Origin of the sequence: Herbaspirillum sp. meg3 (assembly GCF_002257565.1) — a bacterium.
Lineage (GTDB): Bacteria > Pseudomonadota > Gammaproteobacteria > Burkholderiales > Burkholderiaceae_D > Herbaspirillum.
Map to the genome: position 1 here is coordinate 1055310 of NZ_CP022736.1, position 24066 is coordinate 1079375.

The window sequence follows — 24066 nt, forward strand, 5'->3', positions numbered from 1 at the left end:
ATATAAAATACACCTGCGCAAGAGAGTAAAATCCACAGAGGTTTTGACGAAGGCGCGCGTAGGTGCCGGCATCCGTGCCGTGTGCGGCGCAGCATTCCCTTGCGTCACTATTCCAACAGACAGAGAGACAAGCAATGAACCATATCGTTGATGCGCAGAAATTGCGCAAGCCCGTTCCCGAGGCACTGCTGACATCCTTGCAGGCCCTGTTCGGCAATCGCTTTTCGACTACTCAGGCCATGCGCGAACATCATGGCCGCGACGAATCCTCCTACGATCCTATGCTGCCCGATGCCGTCGTCTTCGCGCACACCACAGAAGAAGTCGCCGCCTTCATCAAGCTGTGCAGCAGTCACGAAGTCCCCGTGATCCCTTACGGCACCGGCACCTCGCTGGAAGGTCACGTGCTGGCGCTGCAAGGCGGCATCACCATCGATCTGTCGCAAATGAACCAGGTGCTGGCCGTCAACGGCGAAGACCTGACCGCCACCGTGCAGGCCGGCGTCACACGCAAACAGCTGAATCAGGAAATCAAGGACAGTGGTCTGTTCTTCCCGATCGATCCTGGCGCAGACGCTTCCATCGGCGGCATGGCATCGACCCGCGCTTCCGGCACCAACGCCGTACGCTACGGCACCATGCGCGAAAATACACTGGCGTTGACCGTCGTCACCGCCGACGGCAACATTATCAAGACCGGCACGCGCGCCAAGAAATCTTCGGCGGGCTACGACCTGACCCGCGTCTATGTCGGCAGCGAAGGCACACTCGGTATCATCACCGAGATCACGGTACGTCTCTATCCGCAGCCTGAAGCCGTCTCTGCCGCGATCTGTTCTTTCCCTAGCGTGGCCGACGCCGTCAATACCGTGATCCAGGCGATCCAGGTCGGTGTGCCGCTGGCGCGTGTTGAGTTGCTCGACGAAAACGGCGTCAAGGCCATCAATGCCCACGACAAGATGACCTTGCCCGAAAATCCATTGCTGCTGTTTGAATTCCACGGCAGCGAACACGGCGTCAAGGAGCAGGCTGAAGTTGTGCAAGAGCTCGCCAACGACAACAACGCTCGCGGTTTCGAATGGGCGACACGTCCTGAAGATCGTTCGCGTTTGTGGGCAGCGCGTCATAACGCTTATTTCGCCATCCTGCAATTGCGTCACGGTGCGCGAGCGATTTCCACTGATTGCTGCGTGCCAATTTCGCGCCTGGCTGAATGTGTACTGGAAACCAAGGCTGATTGCGAAGCCAACGGTCTGATCCACGCCATCATCGGCCACGTCGGTGACGGCAATTTTCATGTGCAGATGATGGTTGATCCCAACGATCCGGCGGACATCGCCCGCGCCGAAGGCGTCAACGAACGCATGGTCGCCCGCGCCATTGCCATGGACGGCACCTGCACCGGTGAGCACGGCGTCGGCTTGCACAAGATGGATTTCCTCGTGCAGGAGCACGGCGAAGGCGCCATCGACGTCATGCGCGCGATCAAGCATGCGCTCGATCCGAAGAACATCATGAACCCCGGCAAGATCGTGCGTTGGTAATCAGATCTATCGCCGTGTAGAAATTGTCAGGCAGTACCCCGGGACGCGCCATCCGACTTGATGGCCGTCTCGCATTACAACAGCGCAACAGCACAACAGCAGGTAAAACAAGACATGGCAACACGCCTCCCACCCGTCCATGCCCTTTCAGCATTTGAAGCTGCGGCGCGCCACAATTCATTTGCCGTCGCGGCCGAAGAACTTTGCATCACGCCCTCGGCGCTGTCGCACAGAATTCGCCTGCTGGAGGACTTCGTCGGCGAGCGCTTGTTTTATCGCGACGGCCGTTCCATCGGCCTGTCGGAATTCGGCCGTCGCTATCTGGATGTCGTGCGTTCCGCGCTGCGCACGCTGACCGATTTTCCCATGCCGCATCGCAACGCCACGGTGCAGCCCAAGGTCAAGATCATGCTGCCGCCGACCTTTGCACGCCACTTGCTGGTGCCGCGCATCGCCGAGTTCACGCAGCGCTTTCCCGACATCACCGTTGAGATGTATTTGTCGGTGCCGCTGTACGACTTGAGTCTGTCTGAGAGCGACGTTGAAATCCGTTTTGGCGCCGGCAACTATCCCAACTTAGTCACTGAGAAACTGTTCGAAGAACCGGCCTTCGCCGTCGCCAGCCCGGCCTACCTCAAGACCATTCCAGCGCTGAAGACACCGCAAGACCTGCAACAGGCCAACCTGCTGCGCTCGGCGCTGGAACCCTGGCAGCCATGGTTTGAAGCCGCCGGCCTCAAAGACTGGCCGGAGCCATCCGGCGGCCTGCGCGTCGACGACCTCGGCCTGTTGCTGGAATCGGTGAGGCACGGCTACGGCGTGGGCCTGACACGCCAGCATTTCGCCGAAGAACTGCTGGCCCGCGGCGAAATCGTCGAACTGTTCGATGTACGCCTGCGCACGCCGCCGCATGCTTACTATGTGGTGTACGAGAAGCAGATTCGCGAGCGCCCGGAGGTGGATGCTTTCATCGATTGGCTACAAAACGCCTTCAAAAACATCTGAGTCGCGAGTAAGCCTCCGCTGTCTGCGTCGTTGCGCCCTGCCAGTGACGCCTTCTTCGCGCCTTGGGAGGCCCAAGTCCCTGAAAGTTATTCACAGCGCGGCGTGAATTCTTTTCAGTGCGCCCAGACCACGCTTTTCGCTATCCGAGGCTGAAATTCGCTACACTTCAGGCATTGCGAAGACAATAGCGAGACAAGCATTTCAAAACCGGCGCCATAAGCCGGAAACAATCAATTCATCGTCATCGCTGTCCTAGCCCAAAGCCAAACGAGGTCACGCATGAACGCCCCAGTTGCTCCCTTATTTTCGCCTGCGCGTCAGCGCGAGGTGGTTGCCGCGCTGAAAGCGGTAGTGCCGCCGCATTGCGTGCTGTTCGATGAAGAGGACACCCGTCCCTACGAGTGTGACGGCCTTGCCGCCTATCGCCAGTTGCCCATGGTTGTCGTATTGCCTGAGAACGAAGGGCAGGTCGTCGCCATTCTCAAGGCCTGCCATGACCTGAAAGTTCAGATCGTCCCGCGTGGCGCCGGCACCGGTTTGTCGGGCGGCGCGATGCCGATTGCGGACGGTGTCGTGGTGTCGACCGCCAAGTTCAACAAGATCGTCAGCATGGACAAGTACTCACGGACCGCCGTGGTGCAGCCCGGCGTACGCAATCTGGCGATCTCTGAAGCGGCCGCACCTTACGGTTTGTATTACGCCCCTGATCCCTCCTCGCAAATCGCCTGCAGTATCGGCGGCAACGTCGCCGAAAACTCCGGCGGCGTGCATTGCCTCAAATACGGCCTGACCGTTCACAACGTCTTGCGCGTGCGTGTGGTCACCATCGAAGGTGATGTCGTCGAGCTCGGCAACGCCGGCCTCGATGCGCCCGGCCTCGATCTTCTGGCGGTGTTCATCGGCTCCGAAGGCATGCTCGGCATCGTTACGGAAGTTACCGTCAAGCTGGTGCCCAAGCCGCAGCAGGCGCGCGTGATCATGGCCTCTTTCGACGACGTGGTGAAGGGCGGCAACGCCGTTGCCAACGTCATCGCTGCGGGCATCATCCCGGCAGGATTGGAGATGATGGACAAGACCAGTTCGCGCATGGTTGAGCCTTTCGTCAAGGCCGGCTACGACATCGATGCCGAAGCGATCCTGCTGTGCGAATCGGATGGCACCAACGAAGAAGTTGAAGAAGAAATCGGCCGCATGAGCGAAGTGCTCAACGCCAGCGGCGCCACCGCCATCGCCGTATCGCAATCCGAAGCCGAGCGCCTGCGCTTCTGGTCGGGACGCAAGAACGCCTTCCCGGCGGCGGGCCGCATTTCGCCGGACTACTACTGCATGGATGGCACCATTCCGCGCAAGCGCCTGGCCGAAGTCCTGCTCGGCATTGCGAAGATGGAAGGCAAGTATGGCCTGCGCTGCGCCAACGTGTTCCACGCGGGCGACGGCAACCTGCATCCGTTGATCTTGTTCGACGCCAACCTGGCGGATGAATTTCACCGCGCCGAACTGTTCGGCGCCGAGATCCTGGAGCTGTGCGTCGAAGTCGGCGGCACCATCACCGGCGAGCATGGCGTGGGTATCGAAAAGATCAACTCCATGTGCGTGCAGTTTTCACCGGAAGAGCGCGAAGCCTTCTTCAAGGTCAAGCGCGCCTTCGATCCTGCTTTCCTGCTCAACCCCGACAAGGCGATTCCGTCGCTGCATCGTTGCGCCGAGTACGGCAAGATGCACGTGCAGCGTGGCCAGATCAAATTCCCCGATTTGCCGAGATTCTGAAGATGACCGAACCATTGCACGTATTCAAAGAGCGTATCGTCGCGGCCACGGCAAGCGCAACGCCGCTGCAGATTCGCGGCGGCGGCACCAAGGACTGGTATGGCCAGGAGCTGCGCGGCGAAGTGCTCGACACGCGTCCCTACAGCGGCATCGTCGATTACGAGCCGACCGAGCTGGTGATCACCGCGCGTTGCGGCACGCCGCTGTCCGAGATCGATGCCGCACTGGCAGCCAACAATCAGGTGCTGGCATTTGAACCACCGCGCTTCGGCGGCACATCAACTGTCGGCGGCATGGTCGCGGCGGGTTTGTCCGGGCCGGGCCGCCAGTTCAGCGGATCGGTACGCGATTTTGTACTCGGTGCTGATCTCATGGATGCGCAGGGGCAGATCCTGCATTTCGGCGGACAGGTGATGAAGAACGTCGCAGGTTATGACGTTTCGCGCTTGCTGACCGGTTCTCTCGGCACGCTCGGTCTGATTCTGCAAGTCTCGCTAAAAGTCTTGCCGCAGCCGTTTGCGAGCAGCACGCGCGTGTTCGAAGTCGATGAGGCCAATGCGATCCGCCTGCTCAATGAGTGGGGCGGCCAGCCGCTGCCGGTATCGGCCAGTGCCTGGGTCAACGGCGTGCTGACGATACGCTTGTCGGGCGCGCAAGCGGCCGTCGATGCAGCGCAGAAGAAACTGGGGGGTACGGAGCTGACCAACGGCGACGATTTCTGGCGCGACCTGCGTGAACAAAGCCACAGCTTCTTTGCCGACACGGCGGCGCCGTTGTGGCGACTCTCGCTGCCATCGGTGGCGCAGCCGCTGCCGTTGGCCGGTACGCAATTGATCGAGTGGGGCGGTGCACAGCGCTGGTATCGCGGTGACGCAAGTGCAGAATCGATTCGCGCTGCAGCGGTTGCCGCAGGCGGTCATGCCAGTCTGTATCGCGGCGGTGATAAGCGGGTCGGCGTATTCCATCCGCTCGCGCCTGCAGTCGCCAAGATCCACCGCAATCTCAAAGCCTCCTTCGACCCGTCCGGCATTTTCAATCCCGGCCGCATGTATTCGGAATTCTAAAATCCTATGCAAACCAATCTGGCCGATTTCATCCGCGACACTCCCGAAGGCAAGGAAGCCGACGCCATTCTGCGCTCCTGCGTGCACTGCGGATTCTGCACGGCGACGTGTCCGACCTATCAATTGCTGGGCGACGAACTCGACGGTCCGCGCGGCCGTATCTATCTGATCAAACAGGTGCTGGAAGGCAAGCAAGCTACTGCCGCCACGCAATCGCATCTGGATCGTTGCCTGACCTGCCGCAACTGCGAGTCGACCTGTCCATCAGGCGTCCAATACGGTCGCCTGGTCGATATCGGCCGCAAGGTGGTCGAAGATCAGGTGCCGCGTCCGCTCGCCCAACGCTTGGTACGTACGACGCTCAAGACCTTGCTGCCGAATAAATGGTTGTTCAATCCGGCGATGAAGGCAGGTCAGTTGGTGCGTCCGCTGTTGCCGCAAAAACTGCAGAACAAAGTCCCGCCAAAACAGGATGCCGGTCTGTGGCCGACGCGTACGCACGCCCGCAAGATGCTGATGCTCGACGGCTGCGTGCAACCGGCCATGTCGCCCAACATCAACAGTTCTACTGCGCGCGTGCTCGATGCGCTCGGCGTCGAACTGATCGTGCCGCCGAAAGCCGGCTGCTGTGGTGCAATCCGCTATCACCTCAACGACCAGGACGGCGGTCTTGACGATATGCGTCGCAATATCGACGCGTGGTGGCCGTACGTCGACGGCTCGGCAGGATTGACCGTCGAAGCCATCGTGATGAACGCCTCCGGTTGTGGCGCTACGGTCAAAGAATATGGCCATTTGCTGCAGCAAGACGCTGCTTATGCCGCCAAGGCGCATCGCATCTCACAGTTGACGCGCGACATCAGCGAAATCCTGCCCGACTTCGAAGCGGAATTGGCCGGCAAGCTCAAGGGTAAGATCAAGGATAAGCTCAATGCGCGCGTTGCCTATCATCCGCCGTGCACTCTGCAGCATGGACAGAAGATTCGCGGCAAGGTGGAGCAGATTCTTGGTAGTGCAGGTGTTGACGTCAAGCTGTGTGCGGACAGCCATTTATGCTGTGGTTCTGCTGGTACCTATTCGGTGTTGCAGCCCGAGCTGTCTTACCGGTTGCGCGACAACAAGCTTAATAACTTGCAGGCGACGCAGCCTGACATGATTGTGTCGGGGAATATCGGGTGTCTGACGCATTTGCAGTCGGGGACGGATACGCCGGTGAGGCATTGGATTGAGTTATTGGATGCGGCGCTGACTGCTTCTTAAGCGCTAATAATGGTCGTTTGAAAGCCCTGCATTTGCGGGGCTTTTTTCTTTCTTCGGACGACCAAGCCGGGGGCGGCTCGGCAGCCGCTCACTTTCTTTGCTTCGCCAAAGAAAGTGAGCAAAGAAAGGCGACCGCGGGATCCAGCCCTTTCGGGGTGCCCGGTGCTGCGAAGCAAAAAATGGGAAGGGAAAACAACTCGCTGCGCTCAGACATTTTTCCCTTCTTTTTCCATTTTTCGCATCGCATCACCGGCCAGCTCCAAGCGGAACGGCGAGACGGGCTCGCTGCGCCTCGCCAAGGGTCACTCGCCTTCGGCTTTGTGATTTCCACGTCCTGTCGTAATTAATTGTGCCGTCGTCCCAGCAAACGCTGGGACCCAGAGACGTCAATGCGTCACTCAACCGTTGACACGACACTGGGTTCCAACTTGCGTTGGAACGACGAAGCAAAAGAGACCAGAGAACTTTGAGCCACCTCTGTCCCCTGGCGATGCGAAGCGAGCCAGTCTTGAAGTCCGCTTGAGAGTAGCCGGTGGCGGCAGGTACAAATCGGAAAAAGAAGGGAAAAATGTCTGAGCGCAGCGAGTTGTTTTTCCTTCCCGATTTGTGCCTGCCGCCACCGGGAACCCCCGAAGGGGGCTACGACCCAGCGGTCGCTTTCTTGGCTTACTTTCTTTGGCGAGACAAAGAAAGTGAGTAGCTGCCGGGCTACCCCCGGCAAGGTTGATCGAAGAAAGAAAAGGCGAACTCAGATGAGCAGGCTGACTGAAAAGATCAATCTCAACAAAAAAGCGGCCCCAAAGAGCCGCCCTCATCAACCAAACAGAAACCCCTCAAGCATGCAAAACCTGCTCCCCATGCTTGGGAATCCACTCCTGCAGCGTAATCTCAATCGTAATAAACGAGAGATTGCTACCGCGCACAAAACGCCCCGCAAAAATCTTCCCCTCCACATCCGCCACGACCCCCTGCAATGGATTCGCATGCGGCTTGCCGCCACCAAAACCAATCTCGCCAAAGACGTTAAGTATCTCCACTCCCGGCCCGTTGATTTCCATTTCGCGCCAACCGGTCGGCGTGGCATATTCCAGATGTGCATCAATCAGGCTGCCGATGGCGCCACGCACGATGGCGGTTTGCATGCCGTATTGGCGGCATAAAGCTTCCACGCTTTCGGTGAGGTCCTGATTGGGTTTGAGTCGGGCCATCACCAGTTTTCCCAGTGTGCCTTCCTCTACCTGAATGTCGTTGTCGTTGGTGTGTGTCTCTGTATTTTTTGTCAGTGTCGATGTCGTCATCATGATTCCATGGGTGTCGGATGCAATAGACTGAATAGCGTCTCTTCATCGCTGTTGACGACGAAAGCGCCTTGGGAAAACAAGCACAGGCGGATGATGAGCGGATCGTCGCCCACTTCCACCGTGTCGAGCAATAAATGCCCACCGTGTATCGTTCCATCGCCGTCAAGGAAGCCGGCGTGGCAATGCAGCAATATCTTTCCTTCCTGATTCTGGCCAACCGTGATCGCTCCGGTGACGAAGGTGATCACGCCTTCCAGCACATGTGGGGGGCCATAGTCGTACGGACGGTTGGCGTCGCGGGTGTTTTCGATGCGGTGGTAGTGCAGCTTGCGCGCGGTGCCGCCGCACATGCGACCAACGCCGCCGCGTTGGCCATAGCGATTCAGGACTTCACGCAGGGCTTCGCCGACTTTGGTTCCGGGTTGTAGCGTGATGCGCAATTCTTCCGCCGGGTTGGCTTCCAGATCCAGCGTGCGCGGGTAGCTCTGCTGGCCGGCGTGAAGAAACTTGCGTACCTCGACAAATCCCGGATGGCCTTCGGCGGACTTGTTGGAAATTTTCATAAGCGATAGTCACCTTTCTCCTCAAGCAAACTTTTGATCTGCTTTTTGACGATCTTTCCATAACCGGATTTCGGCATGGTCTCCCAGAACACGAAGCGGCGCGGCCATTTGTATTTGGCGATGCGACTCTCCAGATGCGACAACAGCGCGTCGCCGTCGGCCTGCTGACCGGACTTGGCGACGATGACGGCGATGCCGCTTTCGCCCCACTTTGGATCCGGCACGCCAAGCACGGCGACTTCGGATACTGAAGGGTGGGTCAGCAGCGCTTCTTCAATCTCGCGTGGATAGACATTGGAGCCGCCCGAGATGTACATGTCGGACGAGCGGCCGGTGATGTAGAGGAAGCCATCTTCGTCCACATGGCCAAGGTCACCGGTGTGGAACCAGTCGCCCTTGAAGGCCTTGGCGTTGGCGTCCGGATTATTGTGATAACCCATGAACACGGCCGGGCCGCGCACGCAGATTTCGCCGGTTTCAAACGGCTTCAGTTTTTTGCAGCTGTCGTTGAGGATGGCGATTTCCATGCCGGTGCGCGGCATACCGCAGGAGCCGACGCGCGCTTTAGGATGAGTATCATCCGCTTCGTGCATGTAAGGTGGCAGGAAGGTGATGTTGCCTGTCACTTCTCCGAGGCCGTAATACTGCACCAGCACCTTGCCGAGTTTCTTCAGCGCATAGACCTGATCGGCGCGGTACATCGGTGCGCCGGCGTAGATGACGTGCTTGAGCGAGCTATGATCGTAGCGGTCGACCGATTCGTCTTCGGTGAGGATCTTGACGATGGTCGGCACGGTGAACATGTTGTCCACGCGATGACGCTGCACTAGTTGCCAGGCTTCTTCCGGCACCAGGCGCTCGGTCGACAGCAGGATGCTGGCGGCGCCGCGCGCGGTGTTGACCACGGCGTGGATGCCGGCGCCGTGCGACAGCGGGGCGACCACCAGCGAGCGCGACTGATGCGTCAGGCCGGGCAGCAGGTCGGCCAGATGATTGGTCACGACAAAGGCCATCTGGCCGTGCGACAGCATGCCGGCCTTCGGATGGCCGGTGGTGCCGGAGGTGTAGAAGAACCACAGCGGATCTTCGTAATCGACTTCCACTTCATCGAAAGATTGATGCGCACCTGTCGCAGTGGCGAGGGTTTCAAAATCGAGTTCGCCGGCGCGCGGGTCTTGCAGTGCGATGACGTGTTTCAGCGCAGGAGAAACTTCCTTGACGGCATCGACATAGTTGGCGAAGCCGCGGTCGTACAGCATCACGCTGGCGCCGCTGGACTGGCCCAGATAAGCCGCTTCCGGCGGCGTGATGCGGACATTGGTCGGGACCCAGACCATACCCAGCTTGAATGCCGCCCAGGCGCTTTCAAAAATTTGCAGGTTGTTGCGAGAATGAACCAGCATTTTGTCGCCCTTGCTCACGCCCAGCTTTTGCAGCGAGTGGGCCAGAGTGTCGACGCGGTCGTTGATTTGTTTCCAGGTGGCGATTTTGTCGCCTTTGCCGTCCGGCGTGCCGTCGCCGATGATCAGGCCGGGTTCGTCGGGAAAGCGGCGGGCGACGTCGGATAGCAGGCGCCCCAGGTTCATTACTTTGGTTAACATCGTCTCGCTCGTGTGTATTTTTTATGTGGGTCTTTACTTCAGTTGCTGCTGCCGCGGTCCCGGGCAATGCCGGGTCCACGGAAAAACTATCAATGCACGCGTTCCAGAATGCTCACGTAATTTGCCACCGCAGCGCCACCCATGTTGAATACGCCCGCATAGCGCGCATTCGGAATCTGCATGTCGCCCGCATCGTGGCTGGCTTGCATCGCCGCCATCACGTGCATCGACACGCCGGTTGCGCCGACCGGATGGCCCTTGGATTTCAAGCCGCCGGAAGGATTGATCGGCAGGCGGCCGTTCTTGGCGGTCACGCCATCGAGAATCGCGCGTGCGCCTTGACCCGGCTCAGCCAGACCCATCGCTTCATATTCCAGCAACTCAGCAATAGTGAAGCAGTCGTGGGTTTCCACCAGCGACAGATCCAGCAGTTTCAGATCGGCTTGTTTCAACGCTTGCTGCCAGGCCAGTGTGCCGGCTTCGAAGCGTGTCGGATCACGGCGCGACAGCGGCAGGAAATCGTTGACGTGCACGGCGGCGCGGAAGGTCACGGCGCGCTCCATGGTCTTGGCGACGTCGGCTGCGCTCAGCACCAGCGCGGCGGCGCCATCGGAGATCAGCGAGCAGTCGGTGCGTTTCAGCGGACCGGCGACGAAGGGATTCTTTTCCGACACATTGCGGCAGAAGTCGAAACCAAAATCCTTGCGCATGTGTGCGTAAGGATTGCTCATGCCGTTTTTGTGATTCTTGGCGGCAATAGCGGCCAGCGCATCCGACTGATCGCCGTAGCGTTCAAAGTAGGCTTGTGCAATCTTGCCGAACACGCCGGCAAAGCCGCCGGGGATGCCGGCCTCTTCCTTGGCGTAGCAGCACTTGAGCAGCACTTCGCCGACTTGCGGCGTGGCCAGTTCGGTCATCTTTTCAAAGCCGATCACCAGTGCATGTTTGGCCTGGCCGGACAGGATCGATTGCATGCCGGAGTGGATTGCAGCGGAGCCGGTAGCGCAGGCATTCTCAACGCGCACGGCCGGTTTGAAACGCAAGGCGGGCAAGGTGTTGAAGACCAGTGACGAGGGAAAGTCCTGATACAGAAAACCGCCGTTGAAGGTGCCGATATGGATGGAGCCGATATCTTCCGGTGTCAGCCCGGCGTGTTCGATGGCGGCTTTGGCGACTTGCCCGATCAGCGCTTCCGGATCGATGCCGTCCAGTTTGCCGAATTGGGAATGGTTCCAGCCGGTGATGCAGGGTGAGGATGCAGTTAAATGCGCAGTCATGTGGATTCCTGAAAAGAGTGTGTTGGAACAGCAATATGCAAAAACGATGCCACGATTTTTTTAGCCCGCCGCTGTCTCGCTTGCGTTGATTTTTATGGTGTCGGCCGGGCGTGGTTGGCCCGCGATGAAGCGCTTTGCAGGCCGTGATGGCGGTAAACATAGCACGCCGCGAGCAGATTTTAATTTGCTGCGCTGCGGGATGAATATGCTGGCTGAACCGATGACAGTTGTATGCCAACTGTATAAGGCATGCGACAGGTGTCGCAGGAAAATAAACACGCGATATACCGCTTCATCCCTTGTCGAATCGGGCGTTTATCGCAGAGAATGTACTTGCAATGCCGACTTCAGGGAGGGGCGTGCAAGTTGAAGAAGACAGTTTGACGACTTGGCATCCAAATTGCTCTAGGACGCATATGCAGTGCTGAATTAGTCGTTACTAGTATCGGCAACATAAATTAACCAAAACTAAAATCAGGAGACAAACAGATGGGTAACCCAACTGCCAGCATCACTCGCCGTCGTTTTTTGAAGACTGTTTCCGTTGCCTCGGCCGCTGCTGCCACCGGCATGATATCGACCCAGGCATTTGCCGCTGCTGAGTTCACGCTGAAGTACGCCAACAACCTGCCGGCAACTCACCCGATGAATGTGCGCGCCAAAGAGATGGCCGCCAAGATCGCGACCGAATCCAAGGGCCGCATCGACTTCCAGGTGTATCCGAACAACCAGCTCGGCAACGATACCGACACGCTGGGCCAGGTGCGCGCAGGTGCGGTCGACTTCTTCACGCTGTCTCCGCTGATCCTCGGCACACTGGTGCCGGCTGCGCAGATCAGCGGCGTCGGTTTTGCCTTCAAGGATTACAACCAGGTCTGGGCTGCACTGGACGGCGAGCTGGGCGCGCACGTGCGCAAGCAGATTGATGCCAAGTCGACCGTCTTCGCCTTTGAAAAAATCTGGGACAACGGCTACCGCCAGATCACCAACAGCACCCGTCCGATCAACAAGCCGGAAGACCTCAAGGGCATGAAGCTGCGCGTGCCGCCAAGCCCGCTGTGGACATCGATGTTCCGCGCCTTCGATGCGGCGCCGGCCAGCATCAACTTCGCCGAAGTGTATTCGGCGCTGCAGACCAAGATCGTCGAAGGCCAGGAAAATCCAATGGCGATCATTTCGACCGCCAAGCTGTACGAAGTGCAGAAATTCTGCTCGATGACCAATCACATGTGGGATGGTTTCTGGTTCCTCGCCAACAAGAAGTCCTTCGAGCGTCTGCCGAAAGACCTGCAAGAAATCGTCACGCGTAACGTCAACGAAGCCGGCATGAAGCAACGCGCCGACGTCAAGGCGCTGAACGATTCGCTGGCGACCGAAATGAAGGGCAAGGGTCTGGCCTTCAACGACACCGACAATGAAGCCTTCCGTGCCAAGCTGCGCAGCGCTGGTTTCTACGCCGAGTGGCACAAGAAGTTCGGCGACGAACCTTGGGCGCTGTTGGAGAAATACACCGGAAAGTTGGCGTAAATGGAAGCGGCGATGACCGAAGTGAGAATGCCTTCTGCATCGGCGCCGAGCAACCCGCTGGCGCGTCTGCTGGCGGGCGTCAATCGCGGCGTGATGCACGTTGTCGCCGCCGTTGCCGCAGCACTGGTGGTGGTGGAAACCGCGGTGCTGCTGGCCGGCGTGATCTATCGCTATGCATTGCACGATCCGCTGATCTGGTCCGATGAACTGGCTTCGACGCTGTTCATCTGGCTGTCGATGCTGGGTGCGGTGCTGGCCCTGGATCGTGGCGAACACATGCGCCTGACCGCCATCGTCAACCGGCTTTCGGACAAATGGCGTATCTGGTTTGAAACCGTGGCCGCATTGATCGTCTGTATCTTCGTGCTGATGATCATTCATCCTGCCGTCGATCATGCGTCGGAACAGATGGCGATCACGACACCGGCACTGGAAATTCCAGACGGCTTGCGTGCGGCGGCCTTGCCGGTCGGCGCGATCCTGATGTTCCTGGCGGCGATTGCACGCATGGCCAGTCGCTCCAGCGTCAGGCAGGTGCTTTCCGCCGTGGCGGTTGTTGCGGTGATCGGCGCTGTGCTGTGGATCGCCAAGCCTGCTTTGCTGGCAATGGGCAACTACAACCTGATCGTGTTCTTCGTCTTGCTGATCGGTGTCTGTGTGGCTGGCGGGATTCCGATTGCGTTTGCCTTCGGTACGGCCACCATGGCGTATCTGACGATTGCCACCGGCGCGCCGATGATGATTGTGGTGAGCCGCATGGACGAGGGCATGTCCAGCCTTATCCTGCTGTCGGTGCCATTGTTCGTCTTGCTCGGTTCCTTGCTGGAAATCAGCGGTCTCGCACGTACCTTGATTGATTTCATGGCGGCCTTGCTGGGTCACGTCCGAGGTGGTCTGCAATACGTCTTGCTGGGGGCAATGTTCCTCGTCTCCGGCATCTCCGGCTCCAAGGCGGCTGACATGGCGGCAATTGCCCCGGCGCTGTTCCCGGAAATGAAGAAGCGCGGTTCCAAGCCGGAAGAACTGGTGGCCTTGCTGTCGTCCTCCGGCGCCATGACCGAAACCATTCCACCTAGTCTGGTGCTGATCACCATCGGTGCGGTATGCAGCGTGTCGATCACGGCTTTGTTCATCGGCGGTTTGATGCCGGCGGTGATTGCGACGATTGCCATCGGCGTCATCTGCTGGTTCCGCGCCCGTCGTGAACCGATGCCGAATGTGAAGCGCGCCAGCATCGGCGTGATCGGTAAAACCCTCATTGCGGCGATTCCTGCACTGGCCTTGCCGATGCTGATTCGCGTGGCGGTGATTGAAGGTGTGGCAACGGCAACCGAAGTGGCAACCATCGGTGTGGCCTACACGATCATTGTCGGTCTGATCATGCATGCCTTCATGAAGCACATCGACTTCAAACGCATCTATCCGATGCTGGTGGAAGCGGCGACCTTGTCGGGGGCCATTCTGCTGATCATCGGCATGGCGACCTCGATGGCGTGGGCACTGACGCAGTCGGGCTTCTCGGCCAAGCTGGTGGCGCTGATGCAAGGCGTACCCGGTGGCGGGTTTGGTTTCCTGCTGATCACTATTGTGATCTTCATCGTGCTGGGCAGCATCCTGGAAGGCATCCCGGCGATTGTGCTGTTCGGGCCGCTGCTGTTTCCGGTGGCCCGTTCACTCGGCATCCATGACGTGCACTACGCGATGGTTGTGATTCTGGCGATGGGTATCGGCTTGTTTGCACCGCCGTTCGGCGTCGGCTTCTATGCCGCCTGCGCGATCGGCAAGGTATCGCCGGACAAGGTCTTCAACCGGGTCTGGAGTTATCTGGCGGCGCTCGTGGTGGCCTTGCTGGTGGTGGCTGCGGTGCCATGGATTTCCATCGGCTTTCTTGAACACTGATTAACAAAAACAAAATCTGAAAACGGCGGCTTGCACCTTTCCTCCGCAAGCCGCCATCCTCACGGAGACAACATGAACCAAAATGATAGCGGCGCCCGCGTGGCGCTCGTGACGGGCGGAGCCATGGGTATTGGCGCCGCAATTTCCCACCGTCTGGCGCGTGACGGCTACACCGTCCTGGTCTCGGACATCAATCTGGAGGCGGCCAAAGCAACTGCCGACAAGATCATTGCCGATGGCGGCAAGGCAGCTCCGTTGGCAATGGACGTCAGCAAGGCCGACTCCATCGCCGCCGCTTTCGCCAACGTCGAAAAAGACTATGGCCGCTGCGACGTGCTGGTCAATAACGCTGGTGTCGCCAAGACCTTTCCCTTTCTCGACTACCCGCTCGACAACTGGCTGATGACGATGAACATCAACGTCACCGGCGTCCTGCTCTGCGGCCAGCATGCGGCACGCATGATGGTGCAAAAGAAGTGGGGCCGCATCGTCAATATTTCATCCGTGTCCGGCATTCGCGCCGGCACCGGACGCACGGCTTACGGCACGTCGAAAGCCGCCGTCATCGGTTTGACCAAGCAGATGGCCATCGAACTCGCCGGCTTTGGCGTCACTGTCAACAGCGTCGCACCGGGCCCGGTCGACACGCCGTTGACGCAAGCCGTGCATTCGCCTGAAACGCGCAAGAGCTTCACTGCCGGCGTGCCCATGCATCGCTATGGAAGCACCGATGAAATCGCCGCCGCAGTGTCTTTCCTGGCAGCTGACGATTCTTCCTACATCACCGGTCACGTGGTGCCGGTGGACGGTGGTTTTGTGGCCGCCGGCATCCTCGACATCTGATCGGAGCGCATCATGGCACGTGCAATGGAAGATAAAGTTGTCGTCGTCAGCGGCGCGGGTTCGGTGGGTGAAGGCTGGGGTAACGGCAAGGCCGCAGCCGTGCTGTATGCGCGTGAAGGCGCGCGCGTACTGGCAGTCGACCGCAATCTGGAAGCGGCGCAGGTCACCGCAGATCTGATCCGCAGCGAAGGCGGCGTTTGTGAAGTGGTCGCCGTCGACGTGTCGAAGACGCCGGATATCGAAGCCATGGTGCAAGCCGCGCTCGATCATTTCGGCCGCATCGACGTCTTGCACAACAACGTCGGCATTGCCGAAACCGGTGGCCCGGTCGAGGCCAGCGAAGAAAGCTGGAACCGCGTCATCGCCATCAACCAGACCAGCGTCTTCATGACCTGCAAGCACGTCTTGCCGGTGATGGAAAAACAGAAGAAGGGCGCCATCGTCAACATCTCGTCGCTGGCGGCGATTCGCTGGGTTGGCTTTCCGTATGTGGCGTATTCGGCATCCAAGGCGGCGATGCTGGCGCTGACCAAAAACATTGCGATGCAATATGCACCGCTCGGCATCCGCGCCAACTGTGTCTTGCCGGGACTGATGGACACGCCGATGATTCGCGAACCGCTGAAGGCATCCTACGGCGGCGACATCGAAGAGATGCGCCGCAAGCGTCACGCGCAATGCCCGATGGGGCACATGGGCGACGCGTGGGACGTGGCGCATGCGGCATTATTTTTAGCCTCGGATGCGGCGCGTTATGTGACCGGCGTGGATCTGATTGTTGACGGGGGGCTGAGTCTCAAGTGCGTATAAGGGAGTCGGTCAGGTAGTCTGTCCGCGGCGCAAGGCAGCCCAGACTTCTTCCGCCGTTTCGACAAAGGTCTGGATGCAGGGATTACGATTATCCTTGTTCCAGATCACCGCGACTTCCACCACGGGGGCGTCAACCAGCGGTTTAAAAACCGTGGTTTCCAGATGCATGGCCTGCATCGAATTCGGCACCATCGCCACACCCAGACCTTCGCCGACCAGATTGACGATGGTCTGCTGCAGATTGGCTTCCAGCTTGATACGCGGGCGGAAGCCCGAGGCCTGGCAGCAGTTGACGATCAGGTCATAGACCACCGGTGCAATCGCGCGCGGAATGCTGACAAAGGGGTCGTCCGCCAGATCTCTGGCTGAAATCTTTTCACGTGTAGCCAATCGATGGTTCTTTGGCAATACCGCCACCAATGGTTCGGAAAAGATCGTGCGGCTATCCAGCCCACTGCAATCTTCGGGGCGATACATGATCCCTACATCACGTTTTCCTTCTTTGATATCCACGGCCAACAAGTTAGGTACATGCTCGGTCAGACGCATGTCCACCTCCGGATAGTTGGCCGAATAATAGCGCGTCACCGACGGCAGGATGTTATAGGCCGTCGACATCATGAAGCCGACCAGCAGCGCGCCGCTCTTGCCGGCCCCGGTACTGACGGCATTGCGCTTGGCCCGCTCCAGTGCATGAAAAATTTCAGCAGTATCCCGGTAGAAATGTTTTCCCGCTTCGGTCAGTTGCACGCTGCGTTTGCTGCGGTCGAACAATTGCACGCCGAGCTCTTTCTCCAGCGCCGCAATCTGCCGTGTGAGCGGCGGTTGCGAGATATGCAGCAGCTCGGCGGCACGTCCGAAATGGAGTGTTTCTGCTACGGTGCGGAAATAGCTCAGGTGGCGCAGTTCGATCATTTGATACCTTTAAGGTATTAGTTGCATGCCTATATTGTATTGGAAGTTATCAGATAAGCTGGCTATTCTTTGCCGCAGAGTTAGCTTACTTGCGACTAACTCATAGAAATCCTACTTGTTTTAGCTGGCTGAGAAGAGATTTCAAAAGGCGCAATCGGCCATAAGCCAGACAGACGCCACATAAGAAAAAGCAGTTCATAGACAGGAGACAAATCATGCCGACACAAACGGTAGACCTCGCTACGGCGCGCAGATATGTCAATAGCGCACGCTATCGCTCACTCGATGAACTCTGTGGCGGCGATCCGCAGATGCAAGACCTGATTGCGCGCGGCAAGCGCCTGATCGACAAGAACATCCCCATTCTGATTCTCGGCGAAACCGGCACCGGCAAGGAATACCTGTCGCGTGCGTTGCACGCCTACAGCGAACGCCGCGCCGCCAATTGGGTGGCGGTGAATTGTGCGTCGATTCCGGAGAGCCTGGCCGAAAGTGAGTTGTTCGGCTACTGCAAGGGTGCTTTCTCGGGCGCGCTGCCCGGCGGCATGAAAGGCAAGGTGCAGCAGGCCGATGGTGGCACGTTGTTCCTGGATGAAATCGGCGACATGCCATTCTCGTTGCAGACGCGTTTGCTGCGCGTGCTGTCGGAGCGTGAAGTCATTCCATTGGGCGCGGCGCATCCGGTGCCGGTCGATGTGCATCTGATCTGTGCCACGCATCAGGACTTGAAGACGCTGGTGGCGCAAGGCCGCTTCCGCGAAGATTTGTATTACCGCATCGCCGGCGGCGTATTGCGCTTGCCGTCGCTGCGCACGCGCGCCGACAAGCGCGCGCTGATCATCCAGATGATCGCCGACGAAATGTCGGGCCAGCACATTGACGAGCGCATCATAGCGCCGCAGGCCTTGCAGCAGATGCTGGCTTATCCGTGGCCGGGAAATCTGCGCCAGATGCATGCCGTGGTGCGCTACTGCTGCGCCGTGATGAATGGCGATCGCATTGAGGTCGCCGATTTACCGGAAGAGCTGATGGAGTCGTTTGCACCATCGGCTCCTGCATCCAATCATTTTGAGGGGTTGAATACGGTCTCAGCCTCGAACTCAGTGTCCAACATGCGCAGCATCGTGCCACAAGCCGGTGTTGCCGACATCCTTCCTCGCCAATCAGGCGGCCCGCTCGGGGATGAGCGCATGCGCGTTATCGACGCGTTGGTCGGCAGCCGCTGGAACATTTCCGCCGCCTCACGGCAATTGGGAATGTGCCGCGCCTCGCTATATCGCAAATTGCGCCAGCTGGATATTCCACATGTGCGTGACCAGGCGATGCCGGCGCATCTTGCTTCTTATGCAGCTTGACAGGGTGCCCGATACGCCGCTTGACTGAAATTCTCGCTGCCTCTACAGTCGCTGACGCTTTATGCCCAGTCACGGCGTAAGGCGGCTGTCCTTGCCGTTCTCAGGCAGTGAGTCCCATTACAACAGAGAAGAGCTCCGCTCCATCATTGAGGAAGATTTAGGAAGAATATGAAAGTTTTTTACGACAAAGACGCAGACCTGTCCCTGATCAAGAACAAGAACGTGACCATCATCGGTTACGGTTCGCAAGGCCACGCGCACGCACAAAATCTGAATGACTCCGGCTGTAAAGTCACCGTTGCGCTGCGTAAAGACGGCGCATCGTGGAACAAGGCCAAGAACGCCGGCCTGAACGTTGCCGAAGTCAACGAAGCGGTCAAGGGCGCCGACGTCATCATGATCCTGCTGCCGGATGAAAACATCGGCCAGGTCTATGCAGAAAACGTTGCACCGCACGCCAAGCAAGGCGCGACAGTCGCCTTCGCACATGGCTTCAACATCCACTATGGCCAAGTCGTGCCGCGCGCCGATCTGGACATCATCATGATCGCGCCGAAGGCTCCGGGCCACACCGTGCGTTCGACTTACACTCAAGGTGGCGGCGTGCCGCACCTGATCGCTGTGTATCAGGACAAGTCCGGCACAGCCCGTGACGTCGCCTTGTCGTACGCCACCGCCAACGGCGGCGGCCGTGCCGGCATCATCGAAACCAACTTCCGCGAAGAAACCGAAACCGACCTGTTCGGCGAACAAGCGGTTCTGTGCGGCGGTACTGTCGAACTGATCAAGGCTGGTTTCGAAACACTGGTGGAAGCCGGTTATGCACCAGAAATGGCGTACTTCGAATGCCTGCACGAACTGAAACTGATCGTCGACCTGATCTACGAAGGCGGCATCGCCAACATGAACTACTCGATCTCCAACAATGCGGAATACGGCGAATACGTCACCGGCCCACGCATCATCAACGAAGAGAGCAAGAATGTGATGAAGCAAGTGCTGACCGACATCCAGACCGGCGAATACGCCAAGAGCTTCATTCTGGAAAACAAGGCAGGCGCACCTACATTGCTGTCGCGCCGTCGCATCAACGCTGAACACCAGATCGAAATCGTTGGTGAAAAGCTGCGTGCGATGATGCCGTGGATCAAGGCCAACAAGCTTGTGGACCAGTCGAAGAACTAATTCGACTCCGGACCGCGATCGCAGGCATCATCACAGGACGGCGCAAAGCAGTGCTTTGCGAATTCCCTTCCTGCCTGCCGTGGATCAAAGCCAACAAGCTGGTTGATCAATCGAAGAACTAATTCGACTCCGGACCGCGATCGCAGGCATCACTGGGGCCCAGCGTCCGCTGGGACGACGCAGGTAGGTGATGCGGTTGGTTGAAGAAAAGGACGCTTTGGCGTCCTTTTTCATTTCGCGGTATGTTTACGACCCGAGACCATCTAGGTCCCCGTTCCATTCACCAAGGAGACACCAGTGCAACTGATCGGCATGCTTGATTCCCCTTATGTTCGCCGCGCCGCGATTTCCCTGCAATTGCTTGGGCTGCCGTTCGAACATCAATCGATTTCTGTGTTCAGCACCTTCGACCGTTTTCGTGAAATCAATCCGCTGGTGAAGGCACCGTCGCTCATCTGCGACGATGGGATGGTGCTGATGGATTCGATACTGATTACACAATACGCCGAAGCATTTCCACAGAAGAAGCGCAGTTTGCTGCCGAACGATCTGGGTGAATTGCAGCGCGCGTTGCGCATCATCGGGCTGGCAATGACGGCATGTGAGAAGAGCGTGCAAATTGTCTATGAACACAAATTGCGTCCGGCCGAGAAGTTGCACCAGCCCTGGCTGACACGTGTGTCCGGCCAATTGCTGGAAGCGTACAAAGCGTTGGAAGAGGAGTTTGCCAAGCGGCCTCAAGTCGAGACCAGTGTGACCAGCGCGACTATCGATCAGGCCACGCTGACGACGGCGGTGGCCTGGTTCTTCAGTCAGCAACTGGTCGCCGATGTGGTGCCGGCCGCCGATTATCCTGCGTTGGCAGCCTTGTCGAAGGCAGCTGAATCATTGCCGGAATTTGTCGCCGCGCCTTATGGCGACGGCACTTGCAATCTGCATTGAGCAGGCTTATTCAGCCAGCAGTTTTTCAATGTCGGCCACCATGTCTTCCGGCTTGGTGGCCGGCGCATAGCGTTTGAAGACGGTGCCGTTTTTGCGCACCAGGAATTTGGTGAAATTCCATTTGATGGCCTTGCTGCCCAGCAGACCGGGTGCTTCGGTCTTGATGTAAGTGAACAGCGGATCAGCCTTGTCGCCGTTGACATCGATCTTGGCGAACAATGGAAAGCTGACGCCGTAGTTCTTCTCGCAAAATGCGCCGATCTCTTCTGCCGTTCCCGGTTCCTGGCTGCCGAACTGATTGCAGGGGAAGCCGAGTACTTCAACGCCTTTTTCCTTGAACTCGCGATAGATCTTTTCCAGGCCCTGATATTGCGGTGTGAATCCGCATTTGCTGGCGGTGTTGACGATCAGGACAACTTTGCCGCGGTATTGCTCCAGCGAGGCCGGTGTGTTGTCGGACAGGGCGGGCTGGAAGTCGTAGATGGTGGGCATGATGGTCTCGTCGAGGTAAGAAATAATGACGCCCATGATAGCCCATGGACGGGAGGTAGATCCTACGCGAACTGATCCGGATTGCGGGCGGTTGCGCGCGCCGTCTCCGGCGTGATCAATTCCTTGCGCAGTAATTCGGCGAGGCAGTGATCAAGCGTCTGCATGCCTGCAGCTGCAGAAGTCTGCATGACCGACGTCATTTGCGCGATTTTTCCTTCGCGAATCAGGTTGCGGATGGCGGGCGTGCCCAGCATGATTTCGTGCGCGGCGATGCGGCTGTCTCCTGCCCTGGTTTTCAGCAGGACTTGCGAAACAACCGCACTTAACGACTCGGACAGCATGCTGCGCACCATCTCTTTTTCTTCTCCGGGAAAGACATCGACGATGCGATCGATACTTTTGGCAGCGGAAGAGGTATGCAGGGTAGCCAATACCAGATGGCCGGTTTCTGCCGCGGTCAGCGCGAGCCGGATGGTGTCGAGATCGCGCAGTTCGCCGACCAGGATGACGTCAGGATCCTCACGCAAGGCCGAGCGCAATGCATTGGCGAACGAGCGGGTATGGGCGCCTACGGCACGCTGGTTGATCAGGCTTTTGTCAGACGTGTGAACGAATTCTATGGGGTCCTCTATGGTCAGCACGTGCGCCGGGCGATGCGTGTTGATATGCCGGATCATGGCTGCCAGCGTGGTCGACTTGCCCGAGCCGGTGGGGCCGGTGACCAGAATCAGACCTTGCCGACGCAGCGCCAGGTCGCTCAGTATCGGCGGTGCGCCAAGCTCGGCGAGCGTAGGAATCGCCTGCGGGATGGTGCGGATAACGGCCGCCGCGCCGCGCGACTGATGGAAGGCGTTGATGCGGAAGCGCGCCAGTCCGGCAATGTCGATGGCGAAATCGCATTCCAGATCACGCCGCCACGTCTCCGCTTGCACAGGCGTCATGATGGCGTCGAGCATATTGCCCAGATCATCAGTCTGCAATGCCGGCAGATTGATGCGCCGCATGTCGCCATGGATGCGCAGCATGGGCGGCAAGCCGGTGGAAAGATGCAGGTCGGAAGCGCGATTCTTGACCGAAAAGGCGAGCAGGCCGGGAATGTCCATTTATAATCTCTTACACAAAAACAGCGTTGTCCCTCCCTGAACCGAAGAATTATGTCGTCAATCGCAAAACAGTTGCAAGTTGTTAACTCTCGCATTGCCGCCGCCGCGCATGCCGCAGGCCGCGATCCGCAAGAAATCCAGCTGTTGGCCGTATCGAAGTTTTTTGACGTTTCTTCTGTTTTGGAAGCGGTGCGCGCCGGACAGACCGCGTTCGGGGAAAATTACGTCCAGGAAGCGCTCGACAAGATCGACGCCTTGAAGCTGGCCGCGCCCGAGGCGGCTGTCGAATGGCATTTCATCGGACCGATCCAGAGCAACAAGACGCGCCAGATCGCAGAACATTTTGATTGGGTGCATTCGGTCGATCGCGAAAAAATCGCGCGCCGCCTGTCGGAACAGCGTCCTTCGCAACTGCCCCCGCTCAACATTTGCCTGCAAGTGAATATCAGCGCCGAAGACAGCAAGAGCGGCTTGTCGCCGGACGAGTTGTTGCCGGTGGCGCGGGCGGTTGCCGCCATGCCCGGGCTGCGCTTGCGCGGACTGATGGCGATCCCGGCGCCGACGGAAGTGGAAGAAGAACAGCGAGCAGCGTTCCGGCGTTTGCGCGAATTGTCGGACTTGTTGATCGAAAGCAGCATCGCATGCGACACGCTATCGATGGGCATGTCCGCAGACATGGATGCCGCCATCGCCGAAGGCGCTAGTATCGTGCGCGTCGGCACGGCGATTTTTGGCCAGCGTCAGACATAAGCAGATTCAGAGTTATCCGTAGTTATCGACAGGAAGAGAACATATGTTGAAGATAGGTTTCATTGGCGGCGGCAACATGGCCACTGCATTGATCGGCGGTCTCGCAGGCAAACTGACGGACGGCAAGAATATCCATGTCATTGATCTGAATCCGGAATCGCTGCAAACACTCAATCAGCGTTTCGGCGTCACCACGGCATTGCAAATGGATGACGCGCTCACGCAATGCGACGTCATCGTGCTGGCCGTCAAGCCGCAACAGATGCGCCAGGTGGCCGACAATCTCAAGTCTTTCATCGGGACACAATTGGTATTGTCGATCGCTGCTGGTATCCGCAGTGCCGATCTGTCGCGCTGGCTCGGTGATCATCAGGCCATCGTGCGCGCCATGCCGAATACGCCGGCGCTGATCGGCAAGGGCATCACCGGCATGGTCGCCATGGCAGGCGTGAGTGCCGAGCAACGCGCCGCCGCGGATGCTATCCTGCGCGCCGCAGGCACGACCATGTGGCTCGACAGCGAAGACCTGATCGATCCGGTGACTGCGGTATCGGGCAGCGGCCCGGCCTACGTGTTCTATTTCATGGAAGCCATGCAGCAGGCGGCGCTGGAACTGGGTCTCACCGCCGAGCAAGGTGTCGAACTGGCAAAAGCGACGTTTGCAGGTTCTGTCGAACTGGCGATTCGCTCGCCGGAACCGCTGTCGCTGTTGCGCGAACGCGTGACGTCGAAGGGCGGCACCACCTATGCTGCGCTCACCAGCATGGAAAACGATGGGGTCAAGCAGCGCATCATCACGGCCGTCAAAGCCGCCGCTGCGAGAGGGAAGGAATTGGGGGAGGAGTTTGGTAAGGATTAGTCTG

Annotated in this window: 22 protein-coding genes; 15 read left to right on the top strand and 7 right to left on the bottom strand. The window is 58.6% G+C overall.

What is annotated here, in order from left to right:
* The first annotated feature begins 134 nt into the window (after window positions 1–134).
* The 6 genes from hmeg3_RS04830 to hmeg3_RS04855 all read left to right on the top strand — a co-directional run bounded on the left by hmeg3_RS04830 (window position 135) and on the right by hmeg3_RS04855 (window position 6987).
* Window positions 135–1544 (top strand): FAD-binding oxidoreductase, encoded by a 1410-nt coding sequence (locus hmeg3_RS04830; protein WP_094562735.1) that lies wholly within the window; start codon window positions 135–137, stop codon window positions 1542–1544.
* 114 nt (window positions 1545–1658) lie between these two features.
* Window positions 1659–2549 (top strand): LysR substrate-binding domain-containing protein, encoded by an 891-nt coding sequence (locus hmeg3_RS04835; RefSeq protein WP_094566139.1) that lies wholly within the window; start codon window positions 1659–1661, stop codon window positions 2547–2549.
* Between the two features lie 279 nt (window positions 2550–2828).
* The gene (locus tag hmeg3_RS04840) at window positions 2829–4316 is read left to right on the top strand and encodes an FAD-linked oxidase C-terminal domain-containing protein (protein WP_094562736.1); all 1488 of its coding nucleotides are present in this window, start codon (window positions 2829–2831) and stop codon (window positions 4314–4316) included.
* Between the two features lie 2 nt (window positions 4317–4318).
* Entirely contained in the window at window positions 4319–5380 is a 1062-nt protein-coding gene (glcE, locus tag hmeg3_RS04845) for a glycolate oxidase subunit GlcE (RefSeq protein ID WP_094562737.1), read from the top strand.
* 6 nt (window positions 5381–5386) lie between these two features.
* Entirely contained in the window at window positions 5387–6640 is a 1254-nt protein-coding gene (glcF, locus tag hmeg3_RS04850) for a glycolate oxidase subunit GlcF (protein WP_094562738.1), read from the top strand.
* Window positions 6641–6657: 17 nt separating this feature from the next.
* The gene (locus hmeg3_RS04855; protein WP_157739210.1) at window positions 6658–6987 is read left to right on the top strand and encodes a hypothetical protein; all 330 of its coding nucleotides are present in this window, start codon (window positions 6658–6660) and stop codon (window positions 6985–6987) included.
* Between the two features lie 486 nt (window positions 6988–7473).
* On the opposite strand, the gene hmeg3_RS04860 is transcribed toward hmeg3_RS04855, so the two are convergent.
* The 4 genes from hmeg3_RS04860 to hmeg3_RS04875 form a co-directional block, all read right to left on the bottom strand.
* Entirely contained in the window at window positions 7474–7938 is a 465-nt protein-coding gene (locus tag hmeg3_RS04860; protein WP_094562740.1) for a PPC domain-containing DNA-binding protein, read from the bottom strand.
* Window positions 7938–8504, bottom strand: a complete 567-nt coding sequence (locus tag hmeg3_RS04865) for a PCC domain-containing protein (protein WP_094562741.1) — start codon at window positions 8502–8504, stop codon at window positions 7938–7940. Before hmeg3_RS04865 ends, hmeg3_RS04860 begins: the two co-directional genes overlap by 1 nt.
* Window positions 8501–10105 carry an acyl-CoA synthetase gene (locus hmeg3_RS04870; RefSeq protein ID WP_198361786.1) on the bottom strand — a complete coding sequence of 535 codons (1605 nt, stop codon included), beginning with the start codon at window positions 10103–10105 and terminating at the stop codon, window positions 8501–8503. The genes hmeg3_RS04865 and hmeg3_RS04870 overlap by 4 nt, the downstream gene beginning before the upstream one ends.
* An 89-nt stretch (window positions 10106–10194) precedes the next feature.
* A complete protein-coding gene (locus hmeg3_RS04875; protein WP_094562743.1) occupies window positions 10195–11382 on the bottom strand; it encodes an acetyl-CoA acetyltransferase in 1188 nt (395 codons plus the stop codon).
* A 489-nt stretch (window positions 11383–11871) separates the two neighbouring features.
* Here hmeg3_RS04875 and hmeg3_RS04880 point away from each other — a divergent pair, with 489 nt between their 5' ends.
* The 4 genes from hmeg3_RS04880 to hmeg3_RS04895 all read left to right on the top strand — a co-directional run bounded on the left by hmeg3_RS04880 (window position 11872) and on the right by hmeg3_RS04895 (window position 16461).
* Window positions 11872–12909 (top strand): TRAP transporter substrate-binding protein, encoded by a 1038-nt coding sequence (locus hmeg3_RS04880; RefSeq protein ID WP_094562744.1) that lies wholly within the window; start codon window positions 11872–11874, stop codon window positions 12907–12909.
* Window positions 12910–12921: 12 nt separating this feature from the next.
* A complete protein-coding gene (locus tag hmeg3_RS04885) occupies window positions 12922–14808 on the top strand; it encodes a TRAP transporter large permease subunit (RefSeq protein ID WP_094566140.1) in 1887 nt (628 codons plus the stop codon).
* A 72-nt stretch (window positions 14809–14880) separates the two neighbouring features.
* Complete coding sequence (locus tag hmeg3_RS04890) at window positions 14881–15651, top strand: SDR family NAD(P)-dependent oxidoreductase (RefSeq protein WP_094562745.1); 771 nt, start codon at window positions 14881–14883, stop codon at window positions 15649–15651.
* A gap of 12 nt (window positions 15652–15663) precedes the next feature.
* Window positions 15664–16461: an SDR family NAD(P)-dependent oxidoreductase gene (locus hmeg3_RS04895; RefSeq protein WP_094562746.1), complete on the top strand. Its 798-nt coding sequence runs from the start codon at window positions 15664–15666 to the stop codon at window positions 16459–16461.
* Between the two features lie 9 nt (window positions 16462–16470).
* On the opposite strand, the gene hmeg3_RS04900 is transcribed toward hmeg3_RS04895, so the two are convergent.
* Entirely contained in the window at window positions 16471–17376 is a 906-nt protein-coding gene (locus hmeg3_RS04900) for a LysR family transcriptional regulator (RefSeq protein ID WP_094562747.1), read from the bottom strand.
* A 215-nt stretch (window positions 17377–17591) separates the two neighbouring features.
* On the opposite strand from hmeg3_RS04900, the gene hmeg3_RS04905 reads away from it, so the two are divergent.
* From hmeg3_RS04905 to hmeg3_RS04915, 3 genes are all read left to right on the top strand, one after another.
* Window positions 17592–18731 carry a sigma-54-dependent Fis family transcriptional regulator gene (locus hmeg3_RS04905; protein WP_094562748.1) on the top strand — a complete coding sequence of 380 codons (1140 nt, stop codon included), beginning with the start codon at window positions 17592–17594 and terminating at the stop codon, window positions 18729–18731.
* Window positions 18732–18899: 168 nt separating this feature from the next.
* Window positions 18900–19916, top strand: coding sequence for a ketol-acid reductoisomerase (gene ilvC / locus hmeg3_RS04910; protein ID WP_094562749.1), 1017 nt, complete (start codon window positions 18900–18902; stop codon window positions 19914–19916).
* Between the two features lie 297 nt (window positions 19917–20213).
* On the top strand, window positions 20214–20858 hold the full coding sequence (locus hmeg3_RS04915) for a glutathione S-transferase (protein WP_094562750.1): 645 nt from the start codon (window positions 20214–20216) through the stop codon (window positions 20856–20858).
* A 6-nt stretch (window positions 20859–20864) separates the two neighbouring features.
* On the opposite strand, the gene hmeg3_RS04920 is transcribed toward hmeg3_RS04915, so the two are convergent.
* Entirely contained in the window at window positions 20865–21350 is a 486-nt protein-coding gene (locus hmeg3_RS04920; RefSeq protein ID WP_094566141.1) for a glutathione peroxidase, read from the bottom strand.
* Between the two features lie 62 nt (window positions 21351–21412).
* A complete protein-coding gene (locus tag hmeg3_RS04925; protein ID WP_094562751.1) occupies window positions 21413–22453 on the bottom strand; it encodes a type IV pilus twitching motility protein PilT in 1041 nt (346 codons plus the stop codon).
* A gap of 51 nt (window positions 22454–22504) precedes the next feature.
* On the opposite strand from hmeg3_RS04925, the gene hmeg3_RS04930 reads away from it, so the two are divergent.
* Together hmeg3_RS04930 and proC are read left to right on the top strand one after the other, a co-directional pair.
* Window positions 22505–23203 (top strand): YggS family pyridoxal phosphate-dependent enzyme, encoded by a 699-nt coding sequence (locus hmeg3_RS04930; RefSeq protein WP_094562752.1) that lies wholly within the window; start codon window positions 22505–22507, stop codon window positions 23201–23203.
* A 43-nt stretch (window positions 23204–23246) separates the two neighbouring features.
* Complete coding sequence (gene proC, locus hmeg3_RS04935; RefSeq protein WP_094562753.1) at window positions 23247–24062, top strand: pyrroline-5-carboxylate reductase; 816 nt, start codon at window positions 23247–23249, stop codon at window positions 24060–24062.
* Window positions 24063–24066 lie beyond the last annotated feature (4 nt).